At 69.4% G+C, this 18,392-nt stretch carries 15 protein-coding genes, 2 tRNA genes and 1 pseudogene; 11 read left to right on the forward strand and 7 right to left on the reverse strand.

Annotated features, from left to right (window positions below):
* Nucleotides 1-27: 27 nt before the first annotated feature.
* The gene (locus HQN59_RS11000; RefSeq protein WP_176069086.1) at nt 28-213 is read left to right on the forward strand and encodes a hypothetical protein; all 186 of its coding nucleotides are present in this window, start codon (nt 28-30) and stop codon (nt 211-213) included.
* 18 nt (nt 214-231) lie between these two features.
* On the opposite strand, the gene mnmC1 is transcribed toward HQN59_RS11000, so the two are convergent.
* The 5 genes and pseudogenes from mnmC1 to earP all read right to left on the reverse strand — a co-directional run bounded on the left by mnmC1 (nt 232) and on the right by earP (nt 5,025).
* On the reverse strand, nt 232-1,416 hold the full coding sequence (gene mnmC1, locus HQN59_RS26110) for an FAD-dependent 5-carboxymethylaminomethyl-2-thiouridine(34) oxidoreductase MnmC1 (RefSeq protein WP_425342712.1): 1,185 nt from the start codon (nt 1,414-1,416) through the stop codon (nt 232-234).
* A pseudogene (locus HQN59_RS27015) lies at nt 1,323-2,105 on the reverse strand (FAD-dependent oxidoreductase); the annotation flags it as partial. The gene mnmC1 and the pseudogene HQN59_RS27015, both read right to left, overlap by 94 nt.
* A complete protein-coding gene (locus tag HQN59_RS11010; protein WP_176069090.1) occupies nt 2,102-3,118 on the reverse strand; it encodes a heme-dependent oxidative N-demethylase subunit alpha family protein in 1,017 nt (338 codons plus the stop codon). The gene HQN59_RS11010 and the pseudogene HQN59_RS27015, both read right to left, overlap by 4 nt.
* 128 nt (nt 3,119-3,246) lie before the next feature.
* Entirely contained in the window at nt 3,247-3,801 is a 555-nt protein-coding gene (gene efp, locus HQN59_RS11015) for an elongation factor P (RefSeq protein ID WP_176069092.1), read from the reverse strand.
* 156 nt (nt 3,802-3,957) lie between these two features.
* Nucleotides 3,958-5,025: an elongation factor P maturation arginine rhamnosyltransferase EarP gene (gene earP, locus HQN59_RS11020; RefSeq protein WP_176069094.1), complete on the reverse strand. Its 1,068-nt coding sequence runs from the start codon at nt 5,023-5,025 to the stop codon at nt 3,958-3,960.
* 138 nt (nt 5,026-5,163) lie between these two features.
* Here earP and uvrC point away from each other — a divergent pair, with 138 nt between their 5' ends.
* From uvrC to HQN59_RS11070, 10 genes are all read left to right on the forward strand, one after another.
* The gene (gene uvrC / locus HQN59_RS11025) at nt 5,164-7,281 is read left to right on the forward strand and encodes an excinuclease ABC subunit UvrC (protein WP_176069096.1); all 2,118 of its coding nucleotides are present in this window, start codon (nt 5,164-5,166) and stop codon (nt 7,279-7,281) included.
* Nucleotides 7,268-7,804 (forward strand): hypothetical protein, encoded by a 537-nt coding sequence (locus HQN59_RS11030; RefSeq protein WP_342451177.1) that lies wholly within the window; start codon nt 7,268-7,270, stop codon nt 7,802-7,804. Before uvrC ends, HQN59_RS11030 begins: the two co-directional genes overlap by 14 nt.
* Before the next feature lie 34 nt (nt 7,805-7,838).
* On the forward strand, nt 7,839-8,405 hold the full coding sequence (pgsA, locus tag HQN59_RS11035) for a CDP-diacylglycerol--glycerol-3-phosphate 3-phosphatidyltransferase (RefSeq protein ID WP_176069098.1): 567 nt from the start codon (nt 7,839-7,841) through the stop codon (nt 8,403-8,405).
* A gap of 45 nt (nt 8,406-8,450) precedes the next feature.
* On the forward strand, nt 8,451-9,326 hold the full coding sequence (locus HQN59_RS11040) for a DMT family transporter (RefSeq protein ID WP_176069232.1): 876 nt from the start codon (nt 8,451-8,453) through the stop codon (nt 9,324-9,326).
* Between the two features lie 186 nt (nt 9,327-9,512).
* Nucleotides 9,513-9,785 carry an HU family DNA-binding protein gene (locus HQN59_RS11045; protein ID WP_176069100.1) on the forward strand — a complete coding sequence of 91 codons (273 nt, stop codon included), beginning with the start codon at nt 9,513-9,515 and terminating at the stop codon, nt 9,783-9,785.
* A 55-nt stretch (nt 9,786-9,840) separates the two neighbouring features.
* Nucleotides 9,841-9,916: transfer RNA gene (locus HQN59_RS11050), tRNA-Val, on the forward strand.
* A gap of 151 nt (nt 9,917-10,067) precedes the next feature.
* Nucleotides 10,068-12,032, forward strand: a complete 1,965-nt coding sequence (locus HQN59_RS11055) for a SurA N-terminal domain-containing protein (RefSeq protein ID WP_176069102.1) — start codon at nt 10,068-10,070, stop codon at nt 12,030-12,032.
* 73 nt (nt 12,033-12,105) lie between these two features.
* Nucleotides 12,106-12,181: transfer RNA gene (locus HQN59_RS11060), tRNA-His, on the forward strand.
* A gap of 172 nt (nt 12,182-12,353) precedes the next feature.
* Nucleotides 12,354-13,640 carry a tyrosine-type recombinase/integrase gene (locus tag HQN59_RS11065; RefSeq protein ID WP_176069103.1) on the forward strand — a complete coding sequence of 429 codons (1,287 nt, stop codon included), beginning with the start codon at nt 12,354-12,356 and terminating at the stop codon, nt 13,638-13,640.
* Between the two features lie 112 nt (nt 13,641-13,752).
* Nucleotides 13,753-14,076, forward strand: a complete 324-nt coding sequence (locus HQN59_RS11070) for a hypothetical protein (RefSeq protein ID WP_146076039.1) — start codon at nt 13,753-13,755, stop codon at nt 14,074-14,076.
* Here the strand turns inward: HQN59_RS11070 and HQN59_RS11075 are convergent, their stop codons facing one another.
* Complete coding sequence (locus HQN59_RS11075; protein ID WP_176069105.1) at nt 14,077-16,854, reverse strand: conjugal transfer protein TraG N-terminal domain-containing protein; 2,778 nt, start codon at nt 16,852-16,854, stop codon at nt 14,077-14,079.
* Between the two features lie 76 nt (nt 16,855-16,930).
* Nucleotides 16,931-18,385 carry a conjugal transfer protein TraH gene (locus tag HQN59_RS11080; RefSeq protein WP_176069107.1) on the reverse strand — a complete coding sequence of 485 codons (1,455 nt, stop codon included), beginning with the start codon at nt 18,383-18,385 and terminating at the stop codon, nt 16,931-16,933.
* Nucleotides 18,386-18,392 lie beyond the last annotated feature (7 nt).

The following is an 18,392-nucleotide window of genomic DNA, read 5'->3' on the forward strand; positions in this document are numbered from 1 at the left end:
CCGTGCAGCCGAATCAAAGGATGGCCCGTGGCCAAACCCAACTACTCGTTCGAGAAGCGCCAGCGAGAACTCGCCAAGAAGAAGAAGAAGGAAGAGAAGGAAAAGGAGAAGGCCGATCGCAAGGCCGCCGGCGTGACCGAGAGCGAGCCTTCGCTGGACCAGTCGGACGCCGCGGTCGACGTCGCGCCGACCGTCGGGTCGTCGGTCGGCTGAGCGAGCCACCCGTTCCGCTCAGCCGGCTCGCGCGCGCCGCACCGCCCGGCTGACGAAGCGCGCCGGGTCGATCGCGTCGATCAGGTCGGCTTCGAGCGGCAGCGGACCGCCGGTGATGGTCGCCGCGAGCACCTGGGCTGCGAGCGCCGACCACGTGATCCCGCGCGAGCCGAGCGCGCTGCAGATGAAGAGACCGGGCTCGCGCGGCACGAAGCGCGGCTGATCGAGGCGGTGCCCGCGCGGCGGCGGCCCCGCTTCCGGCGCCTTGCCGCGTCCCAGCAGGTCCAGCGCGGGCAGCGCGCCGACCAGCGGCAGGCGGTCCTCGGCACTGCTGCGCCATGCGGTGCGGCCGCCGATTCCGTCGACGCGGGTCGGCTCGACGCCGGTCAGCACCGCCAGGCGCCGCAGGTTGCTCGCGTGGTCGGACGCGCGCACGCGGGCATCGGAGTCGCCCACCGTGGTCGTCGCGCCGAAGATGAGCCGCCCGTCGACGGGCGGCAGCACGTAGCCGGAGCCGGCGACCGGCACCTGTGGCTGCGCGCCCGGCCAGGCGTCGAGCGCCAGCCAGCTGAGCTGGCCGCGCACCGCCTCGACCGGCCAGTCCGGGCTGCCGACGAGGCGCAGGGCGTCGCCCGCGCCGGCGAGCACGACCGCGTCGGCGGTCTCGAGCAGCGCGCCGGCGGCGTCGATCAGATCCCAGCGATCGCCGCTGCGGCGCAGCGCGTCGACCGTACGACCGGTGCGCAGCGTCGCCCGCGAACCGGCGCGCGCGAGGAAGCTCTGCGCGAGCGCGCCGGGGTCGACCCAGCCGCCGCGCGGGTAGAACCAGGCGGGATGCGCGAGGGCGATGCCGCTGATCCGGCTCGCCTCGCCTGCATCGACGACGCGCAGGTAGTCGGACACGTCGCCGGCGGAGGCGGCGCGCAGGGCGTCGAGCGCCTCCTGCATGCGCTCGAACGCACCCGGTGCCGCGTCGATGCGCAGCAGTCCCGACAAGGCGCCGGCAGCGTCGTGATGCTCGATCGCGACCGCGACCGCTGCGGCCGCCTGCAGCGCCGCCGCGCGATTGAAGCGCGCGTGCACGCGTCGACCCGGTTCACGGTGCCGTGGAAGAGCCCCGCCGGGTTGCCCGACGCGGCTCCCGCCGGCGCGGCGCCGCGCTCGAGCAGGGTGCTCTGCCAGCCGCGCTCGGCCAGCGCCCACGCCGTCGCGCAGCCGGCGAGCCCCGCGCCGACGATCGCGACGCGGCGGCCCGCGCCGCCGAGCGGGACGCGCAGTCGCCCGGGCACCGGGCTCGGCCGGAATCGAGGTTCGTAGCAAGCAGTCGCGCGGCCGCCAATGCCGCCCGCATCGCTGTCGAGTCGGAACCCGGCACTCCGCAGCGCGGCGGCGTCGGCGGGGTCGATGCGGTCGGCGAGCCACCATGCGCCCGGCGCAGCGAGCCGCGCGAGGACGCGGATCGTGCGGGTGCGCGCATCGACGTCGCCGGCGCCGAGGCCGCTGCCGTCGCCGACGTCGAACAGGTCGACCGCGGCCTCGAGGTCGCGTGCCCGCTCGGCGAGCGTTCCGCGCCGCAGCAGCAACTCGACCGCACCGGCGTCGAAGCCGAGCCGGTGCAGGTTCGGAGTCGGCGGTGGCCAGGCCGCGGCGAGCGCCTCGGCGAGTTCTTCGGGAGCGCTGCCCGCATCCGTCTGCGGCGACGGCGTGGCCAGCCGCGCCGGCAGCGCGGCATCGACCACGATCACGTGCAGGTTGCCGCTCCGCCGCCGGTCGGTTCGCCAGGCCTGCCACAGCGCGAGGAAGCCGTCGCGATCCCAGCGCGTGGCGAGCATGACGAAGCGCTCGCGACCGCGCCAGAGCGGCGCGAGCGACGCGGCGGAGCCGGCGTTCATCCGCGCGTCGACCGCGCCCGTCCGCACGAGCCACCGGGCACCGCCGGCGAGGCCTTCGAGGCCGCGTCCGGGGCTGCCGGCGACGCTCCGCCCGCGCGCGCCGCCAGCCACGCGAGCAGCCGCTCGCGCGCCGGCGCGAGCCCGCGGTACGCGAGCACCGCGTCGCTCATCGTCGACAGCGCCGCGTGCAGGCGCGCCGCCGCGTCGGCACTGCGGACCGCGTGCGTCAGCGGCTCGACCTCGACGCGTATGGTGAAGATCGCCTGTGCGCGCTCCGTCAGCGGGATGAACGTCTGGCGCTCGTGGCGCAGGAAGGTGCGGCGCGCGAGTTCCTCGGGCGATGCGGCCGGCGACCACTCGGCCGCCGCGACGCGCGCGGGATGGCGGTCGAGGCTGGGTTCGGGCGTCAGCGTCCACACGAAGCGCTCGAGCCGCTGCGGCTGGGCGACGACGCGGGCGAGCGCCGGTGCCGCGCGCACGATCGCTGTCGCGTCCGCGACCGGTGAATGGATCTCGGCGAACGGGCGGCCGACCTTGTGCTCGGGCGCCCAGCTCGATGGCAGGCAGACCGCAAGCCACGGCACGCGCGTGGTCGCGGCATCGAGCAGCGCGAAGTCCTCGGCCAAGGCGAGGCTGAGCAGGCCCGCGATCCGCTGCTCCGGCGCGAGCACCGTCAGGCAGGCGGCGAGCGCGGGATCGGTCGCATGCACGCGCCCCTGGTCGCCGACGGCGCACCCGATGAACGGCGCCTCGAGCGCGTCGCCGCGGCGGACGAGCGCATCGGGATGCTCGGCGCTCGCGTGCGCGACGAGCGCCTCGACCACCGGCCGCGCGTCGAAGCCGGGCTCGGCGATCAGCGCGGCGTCGGCATGCGCCGACAGCACCGCGAGCTTGGCGGCCACCACGGCGTCGCCTCGGCGACTCGGCGTGAGCTGGGGCGTGCCGGGTGCGAGCTTGCGCAACCCCGGCTGCATCCGGAACGGCGCGTCGACGAGTTCGAAGTCGAACGGCATCGAACGATCATCGCGCAGCCGGCCGGCAGCGAGAGGGTCGCTGCCGGCCGGCGTGCATGAAGGAATCGGGGACTTCGCCTGCGTCGCATCCCGCGCGCAAGCGCCGCGTCCCGTGGCGCCGCGGCGCGTCAGACGCGCTTGCGGTACTCGTGCGTGCGGGTGTCGATCTCGATCTTGTCGCCGGTCTGCACGAACAGCGGAACCTGGATCTCGACGCCGGTCGCGAGCTTGGCGTTCTTGAGAACCTTGCCCGAGGTGTCGCCCTTGACGGCAGGCTCGGTCTCGGCGATCTCGCGGACCAGCGTGGTCGGCAGTTCGACCGAGATCGCCTTGCCGTCGTAGAACACCACTTCGACCGGCATGCCGTCTTCGAGGTACTGGATCGCGTCGCCCATGTTCTCGGCCTCGACCTCGAACTGGTTGTATTCCTCGTCCATGAACACGTACATCGGGTCGGCGAAGTAGGAGTAGGTGCACTCCTTCTTGTCGAGGACGATCTGGTCCATCTTGTCGTCGGCCTTGAACACCACCTCGGTACCCGAGTTGTTGAGCAGGCTCTTGAGCTTCATGCGCACGGTCGCCGAGTTGCGGCCACCGCGGCTGTATTCGGTGCGCAGCACGACCATCGGGTCCTTGCCCTGCATGATGACGTTGCCGGCGCGGATCTCCTGAGCGATTTTCATAGCGTGTCTCGAGGCCTGTGGAGGCTTTGCAAGCTCGGGGGCCGAGCTTCTGAGTTAAGAAGCCCGTGGCTGAGCTTCGTCGTGTCGGAGCGCCCGAAGTAGGCTCCGTGAAAAGTTCGCCTGCAAGAAAACCGAGCGGCGAAAAAACCGCGCATTCTAGCTTTTGGCGGCCACGAAGTCGAGCAACCTTGCCGTGAGATCGGTCTGCGCGGCCAGGCGGTCGCGCCACCCGCGGGCATGCGCCTGCCACGCGGCAAGGTCGGGCCACGCGCGGGGCAGGGCGCCGAGGCCGTTCCATCCCTCGAACCAGGCGCGGATCGCGCCGGCGAGCGACGGTTCCGCGCCTTGCAGATAGACGTTCAGGAACGCGGCGAGCTTGACGTGGTGCGCCGCGTCGTCCTGCGGGTAGATCTGCCAGACGAACGGCCGGCCGGCCCACTGCGCGCGCACGAACGAGTCCTCGCCGCGTACCAGGCAGACCGCCGATGCGGCGAGCAGCGCGTCGAAGTCGGGCTGCGGCCTGTAGGGGAGGGAGAGGGCGCGGACCGCGCCGCACCGCATCTCGGCGCCGAGTGTGGCGGCGAGGCCGCTCGTCGCATGCCCGGGCGTCGCGAGCAGCAGCGTCGGCCGGTCGGTGCAGGCGCCGACCAGCGCGTCGAGCGGGGCGTCGCGGTAGCAGAAGATGCTGACGACGCGCTCTTCGGGGCGAGCGTCGATGCCATTGGCGGCGAGCCATGAACGGGGTTCCACTGCCGCCAGCCGCTCCAGGAGCCACGGCTCGCGGATCAGCCCGCCGCTGGCGGCGTCGAAGCCGGGATAGAAGAACCACTTGTCGACGCGCCGCCCGGCGGGGTCGAACTGCGGCGACGCCAAGCCGTGCGCGCGCGCGGCGTACGGCTCGGCCGTGAGGTACTCGAGGTTGATCCACACCGGCGCCGGGTCGCGCTCGAACAGGCGCTCGCGCACGTGCGCCGGCAACTCGCAGCCGAACGCCTCGATCACGACGTCGCCGAGCCGAGCCTCGCCACGATCGACGCGCCCGTCGGGCCAGCCCCGCACCTCGACGCCGGCGCAGCCCTCCGGCGCCATCCAACTGAGTGCCGACGCGTCGTCGACCCAGAGGCGGACGAACTCGCCGCGCTGAGCCAGGTCGGCGGCGAGGCGCCAGCACACGCCGGCGTCGCCGTGGTTGTCGATGACGCGGCAGAAGAGGTCCCAGCGCATCGGCGGATTATCGAGACCGCGCCTTCGCGGGGCCGCCGAGACCCGGCGCCGAACGGGGGCCCGGCAGCGCCGCGCGCGCGGACGCCCGGAGCCCCGGCCCGAGCGCCGTGATCGACCCTCGCGGCACAATCCGCGCCGATGAACGAGGCCTCAGACAGCCCCGCCGAAGCCCTCGAGTCGACGCGCGAGCAGCTGCGCGCCGACGTCGCGGCACTGCCCAACCTGCCCGGCGTCTACCGCTACTTCGACGCGCAGGGCAACGTGCTCTACGTCGGCAAGGCGCGCAACCTCAAGAGCCGCGTCAGCCACTACTTCCAGAAGAGCCACACCGGCCACGGGCTCGGGCGCTTCGGCAACATGGTCTCGCGCATCGCGCGCATGGAGACCACGGTCACGCGCTCGGAAGCCGAGGCGCTGCTGCTCGAGAACAACCTGATCAAGGCGTTGAACCCGCGGTTCAACATCCTGTTCCGCGACGACAAGAGCTACCCGTACCTCAAGATCGAGTCGCACCAGTTCCCGCGTGTCGCCTACTACCGCGGCGCGGTCGACCAGCGCCACCGTTACTTCGGCCCGTTCCCGAGCGCATGGGCGGTCAAGGAGTCGATCCACCTGCTGCAGAAGGTGTTCCACCTGCGCACCTGCGAGGACACGGTGTTCGCGAACCGCACGCGGCCGTGCCTGCTGTACCAGATCAAGCGCTGCTCGGGGCCTTGCGTCGACTACATCAGCCCCGGCGACTACGCGCGCAACGTCGCGAACGCCGAGCGCTTCCTGAACGGCGAGCAGCAGCAGCTGATCGACGCGCTGCAGGCGCAGATGATGAAGCACGCCGAGGCGCTGCAGTTCGAGCAGGCGGCGGACCTGCGCAACCAGATCGAGGCGCTGTCGCGCGTGCTGCATCAGCAGGCGGTGGAGGACAACACCGGCGTTCGCACCCGAGACGCCGACATCCTGGCGGTGAAGGTCGACGGCGGGCGTGCCTGCGTCAACCTCGCGATGGTGCGCGGCGGTCGGCACCTGGGCGACCGCCCGTACTTCCCGACGCACGTCGACGATGCGCTGGGGATGGAGGCCGACGAGATGGCCGAGAGCGAGGTCGCGATCGGCGTCGACGCCGAAGCCCATGCAGCGCTGAGCGAAGCAGCATCCGACGCGGCAGCGTTGGATGCGTCGCCGGCCGCTTCGTCGGCGGACCCGGCATCGGGGTTCGCGGCAGCCGATGCAGCGACGGCTGACGCAGCGGAGACTGTCGCCGCTGCCGAAGGCACCGCCGCGAGCTCCGCCCAGCGCCCCACCGAGGTCCGCGTCCTCGAAGCCTTCATCGCGCAGCACTACATCGGAGGCGGCATGCCGCCGTTGCTGGTGCTGAGCCACCCGGTCGATCGCACGCTGGTCGACGCGCTCGCGCAGCAGAACCAGGTCAGGGTCGCGGTGCAGCACCAGCCGCGCGGCCAGCGCCGCGCATGGCTCGACATGTGCATGAAGGGCGCCGAGCTGCGCCTTGCGCAGTTGCTGGCGGAGGAGGGCTCGCAGCAGGCGCGCACCCATGCGTTGATCGACGCGCTCGGCCTCACGGTGGAGGACCCCCACGCGTTCCGCATCGAGTGCTTCGACGTCAGCCACACCGCCGGCGAGTCGACGCAGGCCTCGTGCGTGGTATTCGAGGCGCACAAGATGCAGAGCTCGCAGTACCGCCGCTACAACATCGAAGGCATCACGCCGGGCGACGACTACGCGGCCATGCGCCAGGTGCTGACGCGGCGCTACGCCAAGCTCGTCGAGGCGCAGACCCGCAACGAGGCGCGCCTGCCCGACATCGTGCTGATCGACGGCGGCCGCGGTCAGGTCGGCGTCGCGCGCGAGGTGTTCGAGGAGCTCGGCATCGACCTCGCGCGCATCGTCGGTGTCGAGAAGGGCGAGAACCGCAAGGTCGGGCTCGAGGAGCTGGTGTTCGCCGACGGCCGGCCCAAGATTGCGCTCGGCCGCGAGTCGGCCGCGCTGATGCTGGTCGCGCAGATCCGGGACGAAGCCCACCGCTTCGCGATCACCGGCATGCGCGCGCGCCGCGCGAGCGTGCGCACCGGTGCCAGCAAGCTCGAGGAGATCGCCGGCGTCGGGCCGAAGAAGCGGGCCAAGCTGCTGCAGCGCTTCGGCGGCGCGCGCGGCGTCGGCCGTGCCAGCGTCGAGGACCTGCAAAGCGTCGAGGGCATCTCGCGCGATTTGGCCGAGGAGATCTACCGTGCGCTGCATTGAAATCGTTCGCGCCACTCGCCCGCTCGCCGCGTGCCTCGCGGCCGCGGCACTCGTCGCCGGCTGCTCGCTGCCGGGCCTCGGCGGCCGCGGCGACGTCGTCTCGCCGCAGCGCGAGCCGGCGCCGCCGCCGACGCCCGCGGCCGCAGCCGCGGCCGAGAAGCCGCCCGAGGCGCGCGGGCTGCCGCCGCCCGAGACGATGCGCAGCTGGGCCGAGCTGCGTCGGCAGGCCGCCGAGCGCCTGGTGGCCGCCAACCCCGGCCGCGTCTACACCGGCCGCGCGCCCGACCCGCTGCTCGCGATTCCGGTGCTCGAAATCGAGCTCAACGCCGACGGCAGCGTGCGCCGCATCGACGTGCTGCGCACGCCGCGACAAGCCAAGGAGACCGTGCAGCTCGCGGTCGATGCCGTGCACCGGGCGGCGCCGTTCGGCAACGTGTCGCGCCTGCCGCGCCCGTGGAAGTTCGTCGAGACCTTCCTCTTCGACGACGAGCGGCGCTTCAAGCCGCGCACCCTCGAGCCTTGACGGGCCTGCGGCGGCGATTCGGCACAATCGGTCGATGTTCTTCAACCTGCCGACGCTGCTGACCTGGTCGCGCATCGTCTTCATCCCGCTCGTCGTCGGCGTCTTCTATCTCGACCTCGCACCGGCGACGCAGAACATCGCCGCCACCGCGCTCTTCATCGTGGTCGCGCTCACCGACTGGGCCGACGGCTACCTCGCGCGGCGCATGAACATGACGTCGTCGTTCGGCGCGTTCCTCGACCCGGTCGCCGACAAGTTCCTGGTCACCGCCGCGCTTCTCGTCCTGGTGCACCTGCACCGCCTGCACGCGCTGATCGCGCTGGTGATCATCGGCCGCGAGATCGCGATTTCGGCGCTGCGCGAATGGATGGCGCAGATCGGTGCCTCGCGCAGCGTCGCCGTGCACATGCTCGGCAAGGTCAAGACCATGGTCCAGATGGTCGCGATCCCGTTCCTGCTGTTCCATGGCCGCCTGTTCGGCGTCATCGACACCGCTCTGTGGGGCACGCTGCTGATCTACGTGTCGGCGGTGCTGACGATCTGGTCGATGGTGTATTACCTGCAGAAGGCGCTGCCCGAGATCCGCGCGCGGGTGCGCTGACCGGCAGCCGACGTGAGCGACGACGCCGGCGCGCTGCAGCGCGCGATGCCCTGGGTGTTCGTGCTGATCTGGAGCACCGGCTTCATCGTCGCGCGCTACGGCATGCCGTACGCGCCGCCGTTCGGCTTCCTCTCGCTGCGCTTCGCGCTGTCGGCGCTCTGCTTCGGCGTATGGATCCAGCTCGCCCGCGTCGCCTGGCCGCGCGAGCGTGCGCAGTGGCTGCACCTCGCGGTGACCGGTCTCTTCATGCAGTCGGGCTACCTTGGTGGCGTGTGGGCGGCGGTGAAGGCGGGCATGGGCGCCGGCACGGTCGCGCTGATCGTCGGCCTGCAACCGGTGCTCACTGCGCTGTGGATCAGCGGCGTCGGCAACGCCGCCGAGCACAAGGTGACGGCGCGCCAGTGGCTCGGCCTGCTGCTCGGCCTGGCGGGTCTTGCCCTGGTCGTCGGCGGCAAGCTGGGTGCAGGCGAAGTGACGGCGCTCAACCTCGCCTTCGGCACGATCGGGCTCTTCAGCATCACCATCGGCACCCTCTACCAGAAGCGCTACGTCGCGCCGTGCGACGTGCGCTCGGCGAGCGCGATCCAGATGCTCGCGGCGCTCGCGGTCAGCCTGCCGCTCGCGCTGCTCGAGCACGAGCCGATCGTGTTCCACCCGCAGCTCGTTGGCGCGCTCGCCTGGTCGGTGCTCGTGCTCACGCTCGGCGGCAGCTCGCTGCTCTATCTGCTGATCCAGCGCGGCGCCGCGACGTCGGTGACGAGCCTGCTCTACCTGGTGCCGCCGTGCACCGCGGCGATGGCATGGCTGCTGTTCGGCGAGTCGTTCACGCGTGCCATGCTCGCGGGAATGCTGCTCACCGTTGCAGGGGTCGCGCTCGTCACCGCGCGCGGCACGGCGCCGCCGCGCGCGGCGGCCACATGAGGCTCGGTCGCACGGACGCCTCTATCGATGCGCCCGCGTCCATAACGACGCTTGGCCCTCATGTGCATCACCGGCGTGACACCCGGTCAGCGCCGAAGTCGCCCCGATTGACACCCGCCATGGCGCGCGGCTCTAATCGCCGGTCGCGGCTGGTCGCGGGGCGTGGTTCGAACCGGGAGGGCGTTCGTGAACAAGGCGGAGATGGTCGATCACATCGCGCGTCACGCGGACATCTCGAAGGCGGCGGCCGAGCGTGCGCTCGACGCGGTCATCAACGGCGTGAAGACGTCGCTCAAGAAGAACACCGCGGTGTCGCTGGTCGGCCTCGGCACCTTCAGCGTCGGCAAGCGCGAGGCGCGCAGCGGCCGCAACCCGCAGACCGGCGCGCCGATCAGCATCAAGGCCGCGCGCATCCCGCGCTTTCGCGCCGGCAAGGCGCTGAAGGACGCATTGAACTGACCGCCCGGCAATCGGTCATACCGACCGCGAGCGAGCGGTCCGCAACGAGCACCGGGGGTGCTTAGCTCAGTTGGTAGAGCGGCGCCCTTACAAGGCGTAGGTCGGCGGTTCGAGCCCGTCAGCACCCACCACCGCAGAACGGCTTATCCGGCCGGATCGCGACCACCCACCGGCTAGAATCCGGCCGCCCCGCACGGGGGCAACCGCGACGCGGTCGCCGCTTCTCGTCCGCTCCGCTGGCAGCCGTCCCATCTTCGTCACGGCACCTCACACGAACGCGCAATGCTTGAATTCTTCCGCCGCAACACGAAGATCTTCCAGTTCGTCCTGTTCCCGCTGATCCTGGTGTCGTTCGGGATCTTCGGGATCCAGAGCTACACGCGGATGAACAGCGACGAGCAGCAGACCGTCGCCAAGGTCGACGGCCACAAGATCACGCGCCTCGAATGGGACGCGGCGCTGCGCGAGCAACTCGAGCGCGCGCGCCAGCAGATGCCCACCCTCGACGCCAAGCTGTTCGACACGCCCGAGATGCGTCGCATGGCGCTCGAGACGCTGGTGCGCGAGCGCGTGATGCAGAGCGCGTCCGAGAAGCTCCATCTCACGATGACGGACGAGCGCCTGCAGCGCGCGTTCGCGTCCGACCCACAGTTCCAGCAGATCCGCAACCCCGACGGCAGCCTCAACGTCGAGGCGATCAGCGCGGCCGGGATGACGCCCGAGATGTTCGCCGAGCGCCTGCGCCAGGACCTGTCGCGGCGCCAGGTGGTCGCGGGCATCGCGTCGAGCGCGATCGCGCCGCTGAGCGCCGCGACCGCCGCGCTCGATGCGATGTTCCAGCAGCGCGAGGTGCAGGTGCAGCGCTACGACGCCAAGGACTTCGCCGCCAAGGTCGCGCCGACCGACGCCGAGATCGAGGCGTACTACAAGAACCCGGCCAATGCGGGGCAGTTCGCGGCGCCCGAGCAGGCGACGGTCGAGTACGTCGTGCTCGACTTCGACGCGCTGAAGAAGACCATCACGCCGACCGAGGAAGAGCTGCGCAAGTACTACAGCGAGAACGTCGCGCGCTACACCGCGCCCGAGGAACGCCGCGTCAGCGACATCATGATCCGCGCCGACAAGGGCGCGTCGAAGGCCGATCGGGACAAGGCGCGCGCCAAGGCCGAAGCGGTGCTCGCCGAAGTGAAGAAATCCCCCGGGTCGTTCGCCGAGATCGCGCGCAAGAACTCCGAAGACCCGGTCGCGGCCGAGAAGGGCGGTGACCTCGACTTCATCGGTCGCAACATGACCGTGAAGCCGTTCGAGGATGCGGTGTTCGCGCTCAAGCCCGGCGAGGTGAGCGGCATCGTCGAGAGCGACGACGGCTTTCACATCGTGAAGGTCACGGAGGTGCGTGGCGGTAGCGCGCGTCCGTTCGAAGCAGTTCGCGCCGAGCTCGAGAACGAGGTGCGTCAGCAGGTGGCGCAGCAGCGCTACGGCCAGATCGCCAACGAGTTCACCAACACGCTCGACGAGCAGCCCGAGAGCCTCAAGCCCACCGCCGACAAGTGGAAGCTCGAGCTGAAGGTGGCGCGCGACGTCGCGCGTACGCCGGCGCCCGGCGCCGCGGGTCCCTTTGCCAACGCCAAGTTCATGGAGGCGCTGTTCAGCCGCGACTCGATCACCAAGAAGCGCAACACGGGCGCGATCGAGGTCGGCTCGAACCAGCTCGCCGCCGGCCGGGTCATCGAGTACTCGCCGGCGCGTCAGCTGCCGCTCGCGGAAGTGAAGCCGCGCATACGCGAACGACTGGTTGCCCAGCGCTCGGCCGAGCTCGCCCGCAAGGCCGGGGCCGAGCGTCTGGCCGAGCTCGGCAAGACCGCGCCCACGGCGTGGAGCCAGCCGACCCTGGTGGTCTCGCGTGCCCAGCCGCGCGACCTGCCGCGCGAGGTGCTCGAGGGCATCCTCAAGGCGCCGGTCGACAAGCTGCCGGTCTACGTGGGCGTCGACATTCCGAACCAGGGCTACGCGATCGCCAAGATCACCAAGGTCGATGGCCGCGACCCGACCGTCGGCGACCCGGCACAAGCCCGGGCGCAATACGCGCAAGCCTGGGCCGACGCCGAGGCGCAGGCCTATTACGGGGCGCTGAGGACGCGCCTCAAGGCCGAGATCACGGCCCCCGTCGAATCGGCGGCATCGGCGCCGGCTGCGCGCGACGGTGCCGACGCGGCGCCGGCGCTGCCGGCGAGCGCCGCGCGCTGACCGAAACGTCGATGCCGCTGCCCCGGCAGCGGCGATCTGCACGGTCGCCCACGTTATAATCATCGGCTCAGCGGTGGCTGTAGCTCAGTTGGTAGAGTCCAGGATTGTGATTCCTGTTGTCGTGGGTTCGAGTCCCATCAGCCACCCCATCCCAGCGTTTCATCAGGTCCCATGCCGGACCGAACTTCCCGCCAAATCAACGACTTAGCCGGTCGCTTGAGTCAGGAAGGTTCCTGCCGTCCCACGGCAGCGCAGCGCAAGTAGGGGAACATGTAGGGGAACAAATGGCGTTCGTCATGCCATTTGGAGCCTTGTTCCCCTATGCTCACCGACAAGCAGTGCAAGAACGCGTTCTGCCCAGAGGGCAAAGCCCGCGCACGGGCGACCGATTCAGGTGGTCTCTACCTCGAAGTTGCCGGCGCCGGGTCCAAGCGCTGGTTCTGGAAGTACTACTTCGACGGCAAAGAGAAGCGCCTCTCCTTGGGTTGCTACCCTGAGGTCAGCCTCAAGGATGCTCGGGCCGCTCGAGACGATGCGCGGAAGCAACACCAATCAGGCATCGACCCGGTGCTCGCGAGGCAGGTCGACCGTCTCAGCTCCCGGTTCGACGCCAACGCCAGCTTCGAGGTGACCGCGCGTGAGTTCCACGCGACCAAGAAGGTCGGCTGGAGCGATCACTACGCCAAGCGCTGGATGGAGCGCCTCGAGAAGGACATCCTCCCCTGGCTGGGCAAGCTTCCGCTCTCCCAGATCGGCGCACCGATGCTGCTGCAGACGCTGCGGCGCGTCGAGGCACGTGGCACGCGCGAACTGCCTCACTCGCTGCTGGAAGCCTGCGGGCAGGTGTTTCGATACGGCGTTGCCACCGGACGTTGTGAGCGCAGCCCCGCTTCGGATCTGCGCGGCGCACTGAAGCCGGTGCTGACCAGACACGTCTCGGCGATCGTCGAACCGGATCAGGTCGGCGACTTGATGCGCGCGATCGACGGCTACCACGGTCACCCCGTCACCCGGGCGGCACTGCTTCTGTCGGCACTGCTCTTCCAGCGGCCAGGGAACATCCGGCAGATGGAGTGGACCGAGCTGGATCTCGAGGCAAGGATGTGGGCGATACCCTCCGCCAAGATGAAGAGGACAAAGCGGGAGAAGATCAACGGAAGGCCGCATCTGGTTCCGCTCGCCACCCAGGCTGTAGACGCTCTGAAGGATCTGATGCCGCTGACCGGCCGAGGGCGGTACGTGTTTCCGTCCCTGATCAGTGCCAAGCGGCCGATGAGCGAGAACACGGTCCGCGTTGCCCTGCGCCGGCTAGGCTTCGACAACGAGACGATGACTCCCCATGGATTCCGGGCGATGGCCCATACCGTGATGGTGGAGCGGCTCAACGTGGCGCCGGACGTGATCGAGGCGCAGCTGGCACATGGGAAGTCCGGCCCGCTGGGTGCTGCCTACGACAGGGCGGAGTTCATCGAACAGCGGCGCGAGATGATGAAGGCTTGGGCGGACTATTTGGACGAACTCAAGACCAAGCCGCTGGGCAGACCTCGCGAGAAGGATCGGACTGCAGACGGGACGCATCGAACAGAAGGTTGCGCGCCACCTGTGTGAAGGCGCCTGCGTCGGCTGCGTAGCGGCCTCGGTCCCGGAACAGCCTGTAGCCGCTTTTTGCGATCACGTAGTTCACACTGTGCGTCCTGCAATTGACGTTTGTGAGGAGACCATGAGACGCCTCCTTCTCTTGTTGGTCGTTGCTGCGTTTGCAGCAGTCGGCTGGACGTCTGGGGCTGACAGCGGAGTGGGAACGCAGGTCGTGCTGGCAGGCATTGCTGCGCTGTTTGGGATCGCAATAGGTGGTGCGCTGTTCCGGCGCAAGGCGCGAGCGACCCGAAACGATGTCGATACTGGTCACGACATTCCTGGGATGGGAACGTCTACGGCAGACATCGCAGCCAACTACTGGCGGGACAGGGGCCACCCGCCGCTCATGAAGCCACCATCGCCGCCGCCGGATCAGCACATCCACGATCCGGACCGGCTGGCCTGACTACCTTCGCTTCAGCAGGTCCTTCACTGCGTCGGCAGCGCCCTCGGCGGACTCCTTGGCATCCGCAGCTACTTGCTTGGCGGCGTGCTTGAGCAGTGATTGCCCTACGACCAAGGTTCCATCCTCGCTTCGCCCCGCGTCGGCAGCCGAGTTCAATGCGCCGCTCTGTTGCTGAACACCTTCGCGGATCGCCTGGCCGCGCTGTGAAACTGCGTCACGGACTGTGCCGGGCACGCTCGGTGGAGGTACTGCGCCAGATGGCAGACCGGGCTGGCGAGCGACTGCAGCATCGCCAGTGCGTCTCACGCTCTCGATATCTGGGCCCTCGGCCAGCTGATTGACCTGCCGCGCATGTTGCGTCCTGAGGGACTCAAATGACAGCGGCACGGCAGTACCGTCAGAGAGGGTCCGGTTCGGTCCGAGTGACTGCCTGGCAAGCTCGGCCTCCATCAGGGCACGGGCGGCGGCACTCGTGCCACCGTACTGCTCGGCGTACCGTGTGAACATGGCGAGGTTGTGCGGGTCCTGGGCAATGTCGAGCGCGATCACCTCGCCCCGTTCATAGGCTGCGCTCACGCGCTCCGCATAGGCGCTCCGATCTGAGAGACCGGCCTCGGCGCGCGAACTTCGGGTAGAGCTCGAGTTCAAGCGTGAAGACAGTTCACGTGCCTCGCGGGCGTCAGATGCGACAACCGACGCGAAGCTCGCGTCGCGGGACACTCGGTCGCCGAACTGCTTGAACTCGGCCAACTGCTCCGAGGTCAAGGCGCCCAGTACCCTCTGCTGGTCTGCCGAAAGCCCCGCCAGGTATCCCTTCTCCGCGTTGGCAGTTGCTCGAGCGCCGGCAACTGGTGTGGAGACACCGAGATGGCCAGAGGCGCCGAAAGCGATTCGTGCGACTTGCGACTGGCTCATCCCCGTGCTGTCGGCGACGCTTCTCGTGATCTGGTCCAACCGGTTCAGCGTCTGCCCCAACTGCTCGAAGCTGCTGGATGTCGACCCCGTGCTGCTCCGCGATGACTTCAGCTTTGCCAAGCCCTTGGTGAAAGCCTCGGACAGCACCGCCGAGCGTTCGGTGCTGGCAGCGACCGCCTCGCTTCGGGCTGCGTCGACCTGGCGGCTGGCGTCCTGCACGTCCTGCTCGCTCACGCGCATCGAGACGACCCGGGACGCGTAGCCCTGGTTGCGCAGCAGGCTGACGGCGGTCCGGCCGGTCAGCATGTTCGACGAGAAGGTGTTGCCGCTGATGTCGTTCTGCCAGTTGCTCATGAACGCGGACGTCCGGTTCGGCGCGAGCCGGATCTGGTCCATGGAGACATTGCCCATGCTCAGATTGCCAGCGGCGGCACCTGCCGTGGCGCCGGCCACCATCGACTGCAGGCCTGAGAGACCGCCCACCAGCGCGGTGCCAAAGGTCTCCATCCGCTTGAGCGCGGCCCAGGCGATGAACGGGATGCTGATGGCGAGGTAGCCGACCACGGCTTCGCCGGAGATCGCCCGGGAGTAGATCGTCGATGCCGTCTGCAGCGACAGAGCCTTGGCGCCGCTGCCAAGGTCGGCTGCTGCCGAGAGGTCGTAGGCGGCGTATATGGATGCCATGTAGTTGAGCACGGCATACAGCGGCGGCCAGAGCTGGATCCAGATCAGCACCGCGGCATAGCCCTTGAAGGCCAGCATGGTCTCGCGCCCGCTGGTCAGCAGCATCAGCAGGACGAGCAGGGGGAACAGCGCGTAGGTGATGGCCTCGATCACGTTACGGAACACGGGCAGCGCCTGCTCGGCGACCTTGCCGGCGTTCAGCCAGGCCGCGTTCTGCTGCGCCACGGACTGCGCCCGTCCGACGGCCAGCACCATGGCCGCCGGGTCGTTCACCTTCTGACCGATGATGTTGCTCGTGTCGTTGATCGCATTCAGCACCGCGTTCTGGCGGATCAGGTCGGCAGCCGTCGCGGCCGCGGTCGCGATGCTGTTCTTCAGGTAGGCCTGCTGGATCTGCCCGGCGATGGCGGCATTGGCGGCCGCCGCCGGTAGCGTCGGATTCAGCTGGAAAGCGAGCTTGCCCTGGATGCGGGTCAGCTGCGCCGGCAATCGGCCGTTGAGGTTCGTGTAGGCATTCGGGCAGGTGTCGATGGTGATCGAGCCGCCGGCGCTGGTCAGGGTGGTGAAGCGGGCCGGGTTGGGCGATGCCATCAGCGCCCACACGTCGTCCGAGCTCGAGAACGTGCCCGGATCGACCGTGCCGTCGATCAGGTCGTACATCGTGCAGTTGTGGATGAAGTTGACCAGGTCCGTGCGGAAGTTCGGATCCTGGAAGGCGACGCCGCCTGTCTCCCGGATGAGGCGGTTGCCGAACATCAGGCCGTTCTTCTCGTAGCTCAGTTCGCTCGGCAGGGCGCCGACGCCCGGAATGACCTGGAAGGCCGTCTCGAACAGGCCCGTGAGCGTGTGCCCGACCGTGCTGGTGACGCTGCCGAGGAAGGCCACGCCGAACGGGACGTTAGCCACCACCTTCACGGCGGATCCGCCGGTCTTGTCGACGACGCCCACGGTCACCCGCGGAACGATGAGGACGGAGAACACCAGCAGCACCGTGGCCAGCCACTTCCAACCCTGCAGCTTCTCGGGCGCGAAGGAGTAGGCCACCAGCGACGCGATGAAACCGCAGAAGGCCACGGCGGCGACCGCCGCCATGTAGTCGCCAGAGCCGTGGATGGCTGCTGCAGCGTTGAAGATGCCGAACAGGCTGTCGGCGTTCTGGTAGGCGTAGATCTCCCACATGCGTCGCTCCAGGGGATTGGCCCGCCTCCGGGTTGCTGGCGTGGTGCCCGCGGAATCGGTCTTGCCGCCCGATATGTCAGCGGGCCTGGAAGGCCGCCTGCTGCCCCAGCATGTCCATCACGTGCTGGGGCATGCTCGACCGCAGCTGCCGCTCGAGCTGCTCCAGGTGGCTGGACACGGCCCGGAACGAGCCGACCTTCTGGTACAGCAGGTTCTTCTCCTGCGACAACTGCAGCAGCATGGCCTGGGCCCGCTGCCTCACCAGGTTGGCGCGATCCCGCTGGGTCTGCTGCAGGGTGTAGTCCTTGTCGAGGGCTGCCATGCCCACGCGCAGGTTGCGCTCCAGGAAGACGTAGGCGTAGTCGGCCGCGATCACGTCGCGGTACTGCGCGATCAGGCTGTCGGACAGCCCGGAACCGGGGATCGTCGCGCCGATCGAGAGCATCTTGTAGACCGGTTCGGTGGTCTGGTTGACGAAGCCGACCTCGGCCGAGTTGTTAGGGATCGCCGTGCGCGTGGCGATCTTGTCGGCGATCGAGCGCATCATGGTCTCGACACGTGCGGTGAAGGGCGTGTGGGTGTAGCTGGTGTTCAGCGTCACCACGTCGCAGTCGGTGTAGTTGTTGCACCGGAGCAGGTGCTGCGTGACGTTGGTGCCGGTGCCCGCTGCCTGGCCGTACAGCAGCTGGCTGATCGAGGTGATCGTCGGCGCCACGGGTTCGGGGTCTCTCGCCGCATCCTCGGGATAGAAGATCACCGTGCCGACGATGCTCATGATGAGCTCGCGCTCCTGGTCGTCGAGGTAGGTGCCGGTGCGCTGCAGCGCCTTCCAGGTCAGGTTGCCGACGAAGGGCGCCTTGTTGCGGATGTTGGCGTCCCCTGAGGATCTGGCCGAGGCCAGGATGCCGGGGCGGTCGGTCGCGCAGCGGCGGCGCGCGGCATCCCGATCGGTCTCCAGGCCCATCTCGATCGCCAGGTCGGAACAGGCCTCCTGCGAGCTGAAGCCCGCCGCCTCGGCGGCCGTGCTGACGATGGCCTTTGCGGTCTCGCAGGAGTTGATGCGCGCGTTGTTGATCCAAGTCTCCAGGCCCTTGGCCCACTTGGTCAACCCGCCCAGCAGCGGCGAGACCGACTCCAGCGCCAGCTGGAAGGCGATGCCCGGCAGCGCGGCCGTGATGTTGCGCAGCATGTTCTTGAACTCGGCCGCCGAGATGTGCGAGAAGGAGCCGCCAAACACGTCGATGCCGCCGCAGCCGGCGCGGGCGCTCGGAAACTGGATCGCCGCGAGCTGGTAGACCTTGTTCGGTGCCCGCATGAACAGGCTGCCCCCGGTGTAGGTGTTGAAGGTCTGCCCGCGGAACGCGCCGGGTGCGGTGTAGTTGCCGATGGCGCCCAGGCTGTTGAACATGTTGTTCACCTCGGCGTTCAGGTCACCGGCCCGCAGTGGCGCTGGGCCCAGCGCGAGGGCGGAGCAGCACAGGGCGACCACCACAGCGCGGTGCAGGGACCGGTCGACGTCGGTACGCTTCATCGGAGGC

Origin of the sequence: Rhizobacter koreensis, from assembly GCF_013366375.1 — a bacterium.
In the GTDB taxonomy this organism is placed as follows: domain Bacteria; phylum Pseudomonadota; class Gammaproteobacteria; order Burkholderiales; family Burkholderiaceae_C; genus Schlegelella_A; species Schlegelella_A koreensis.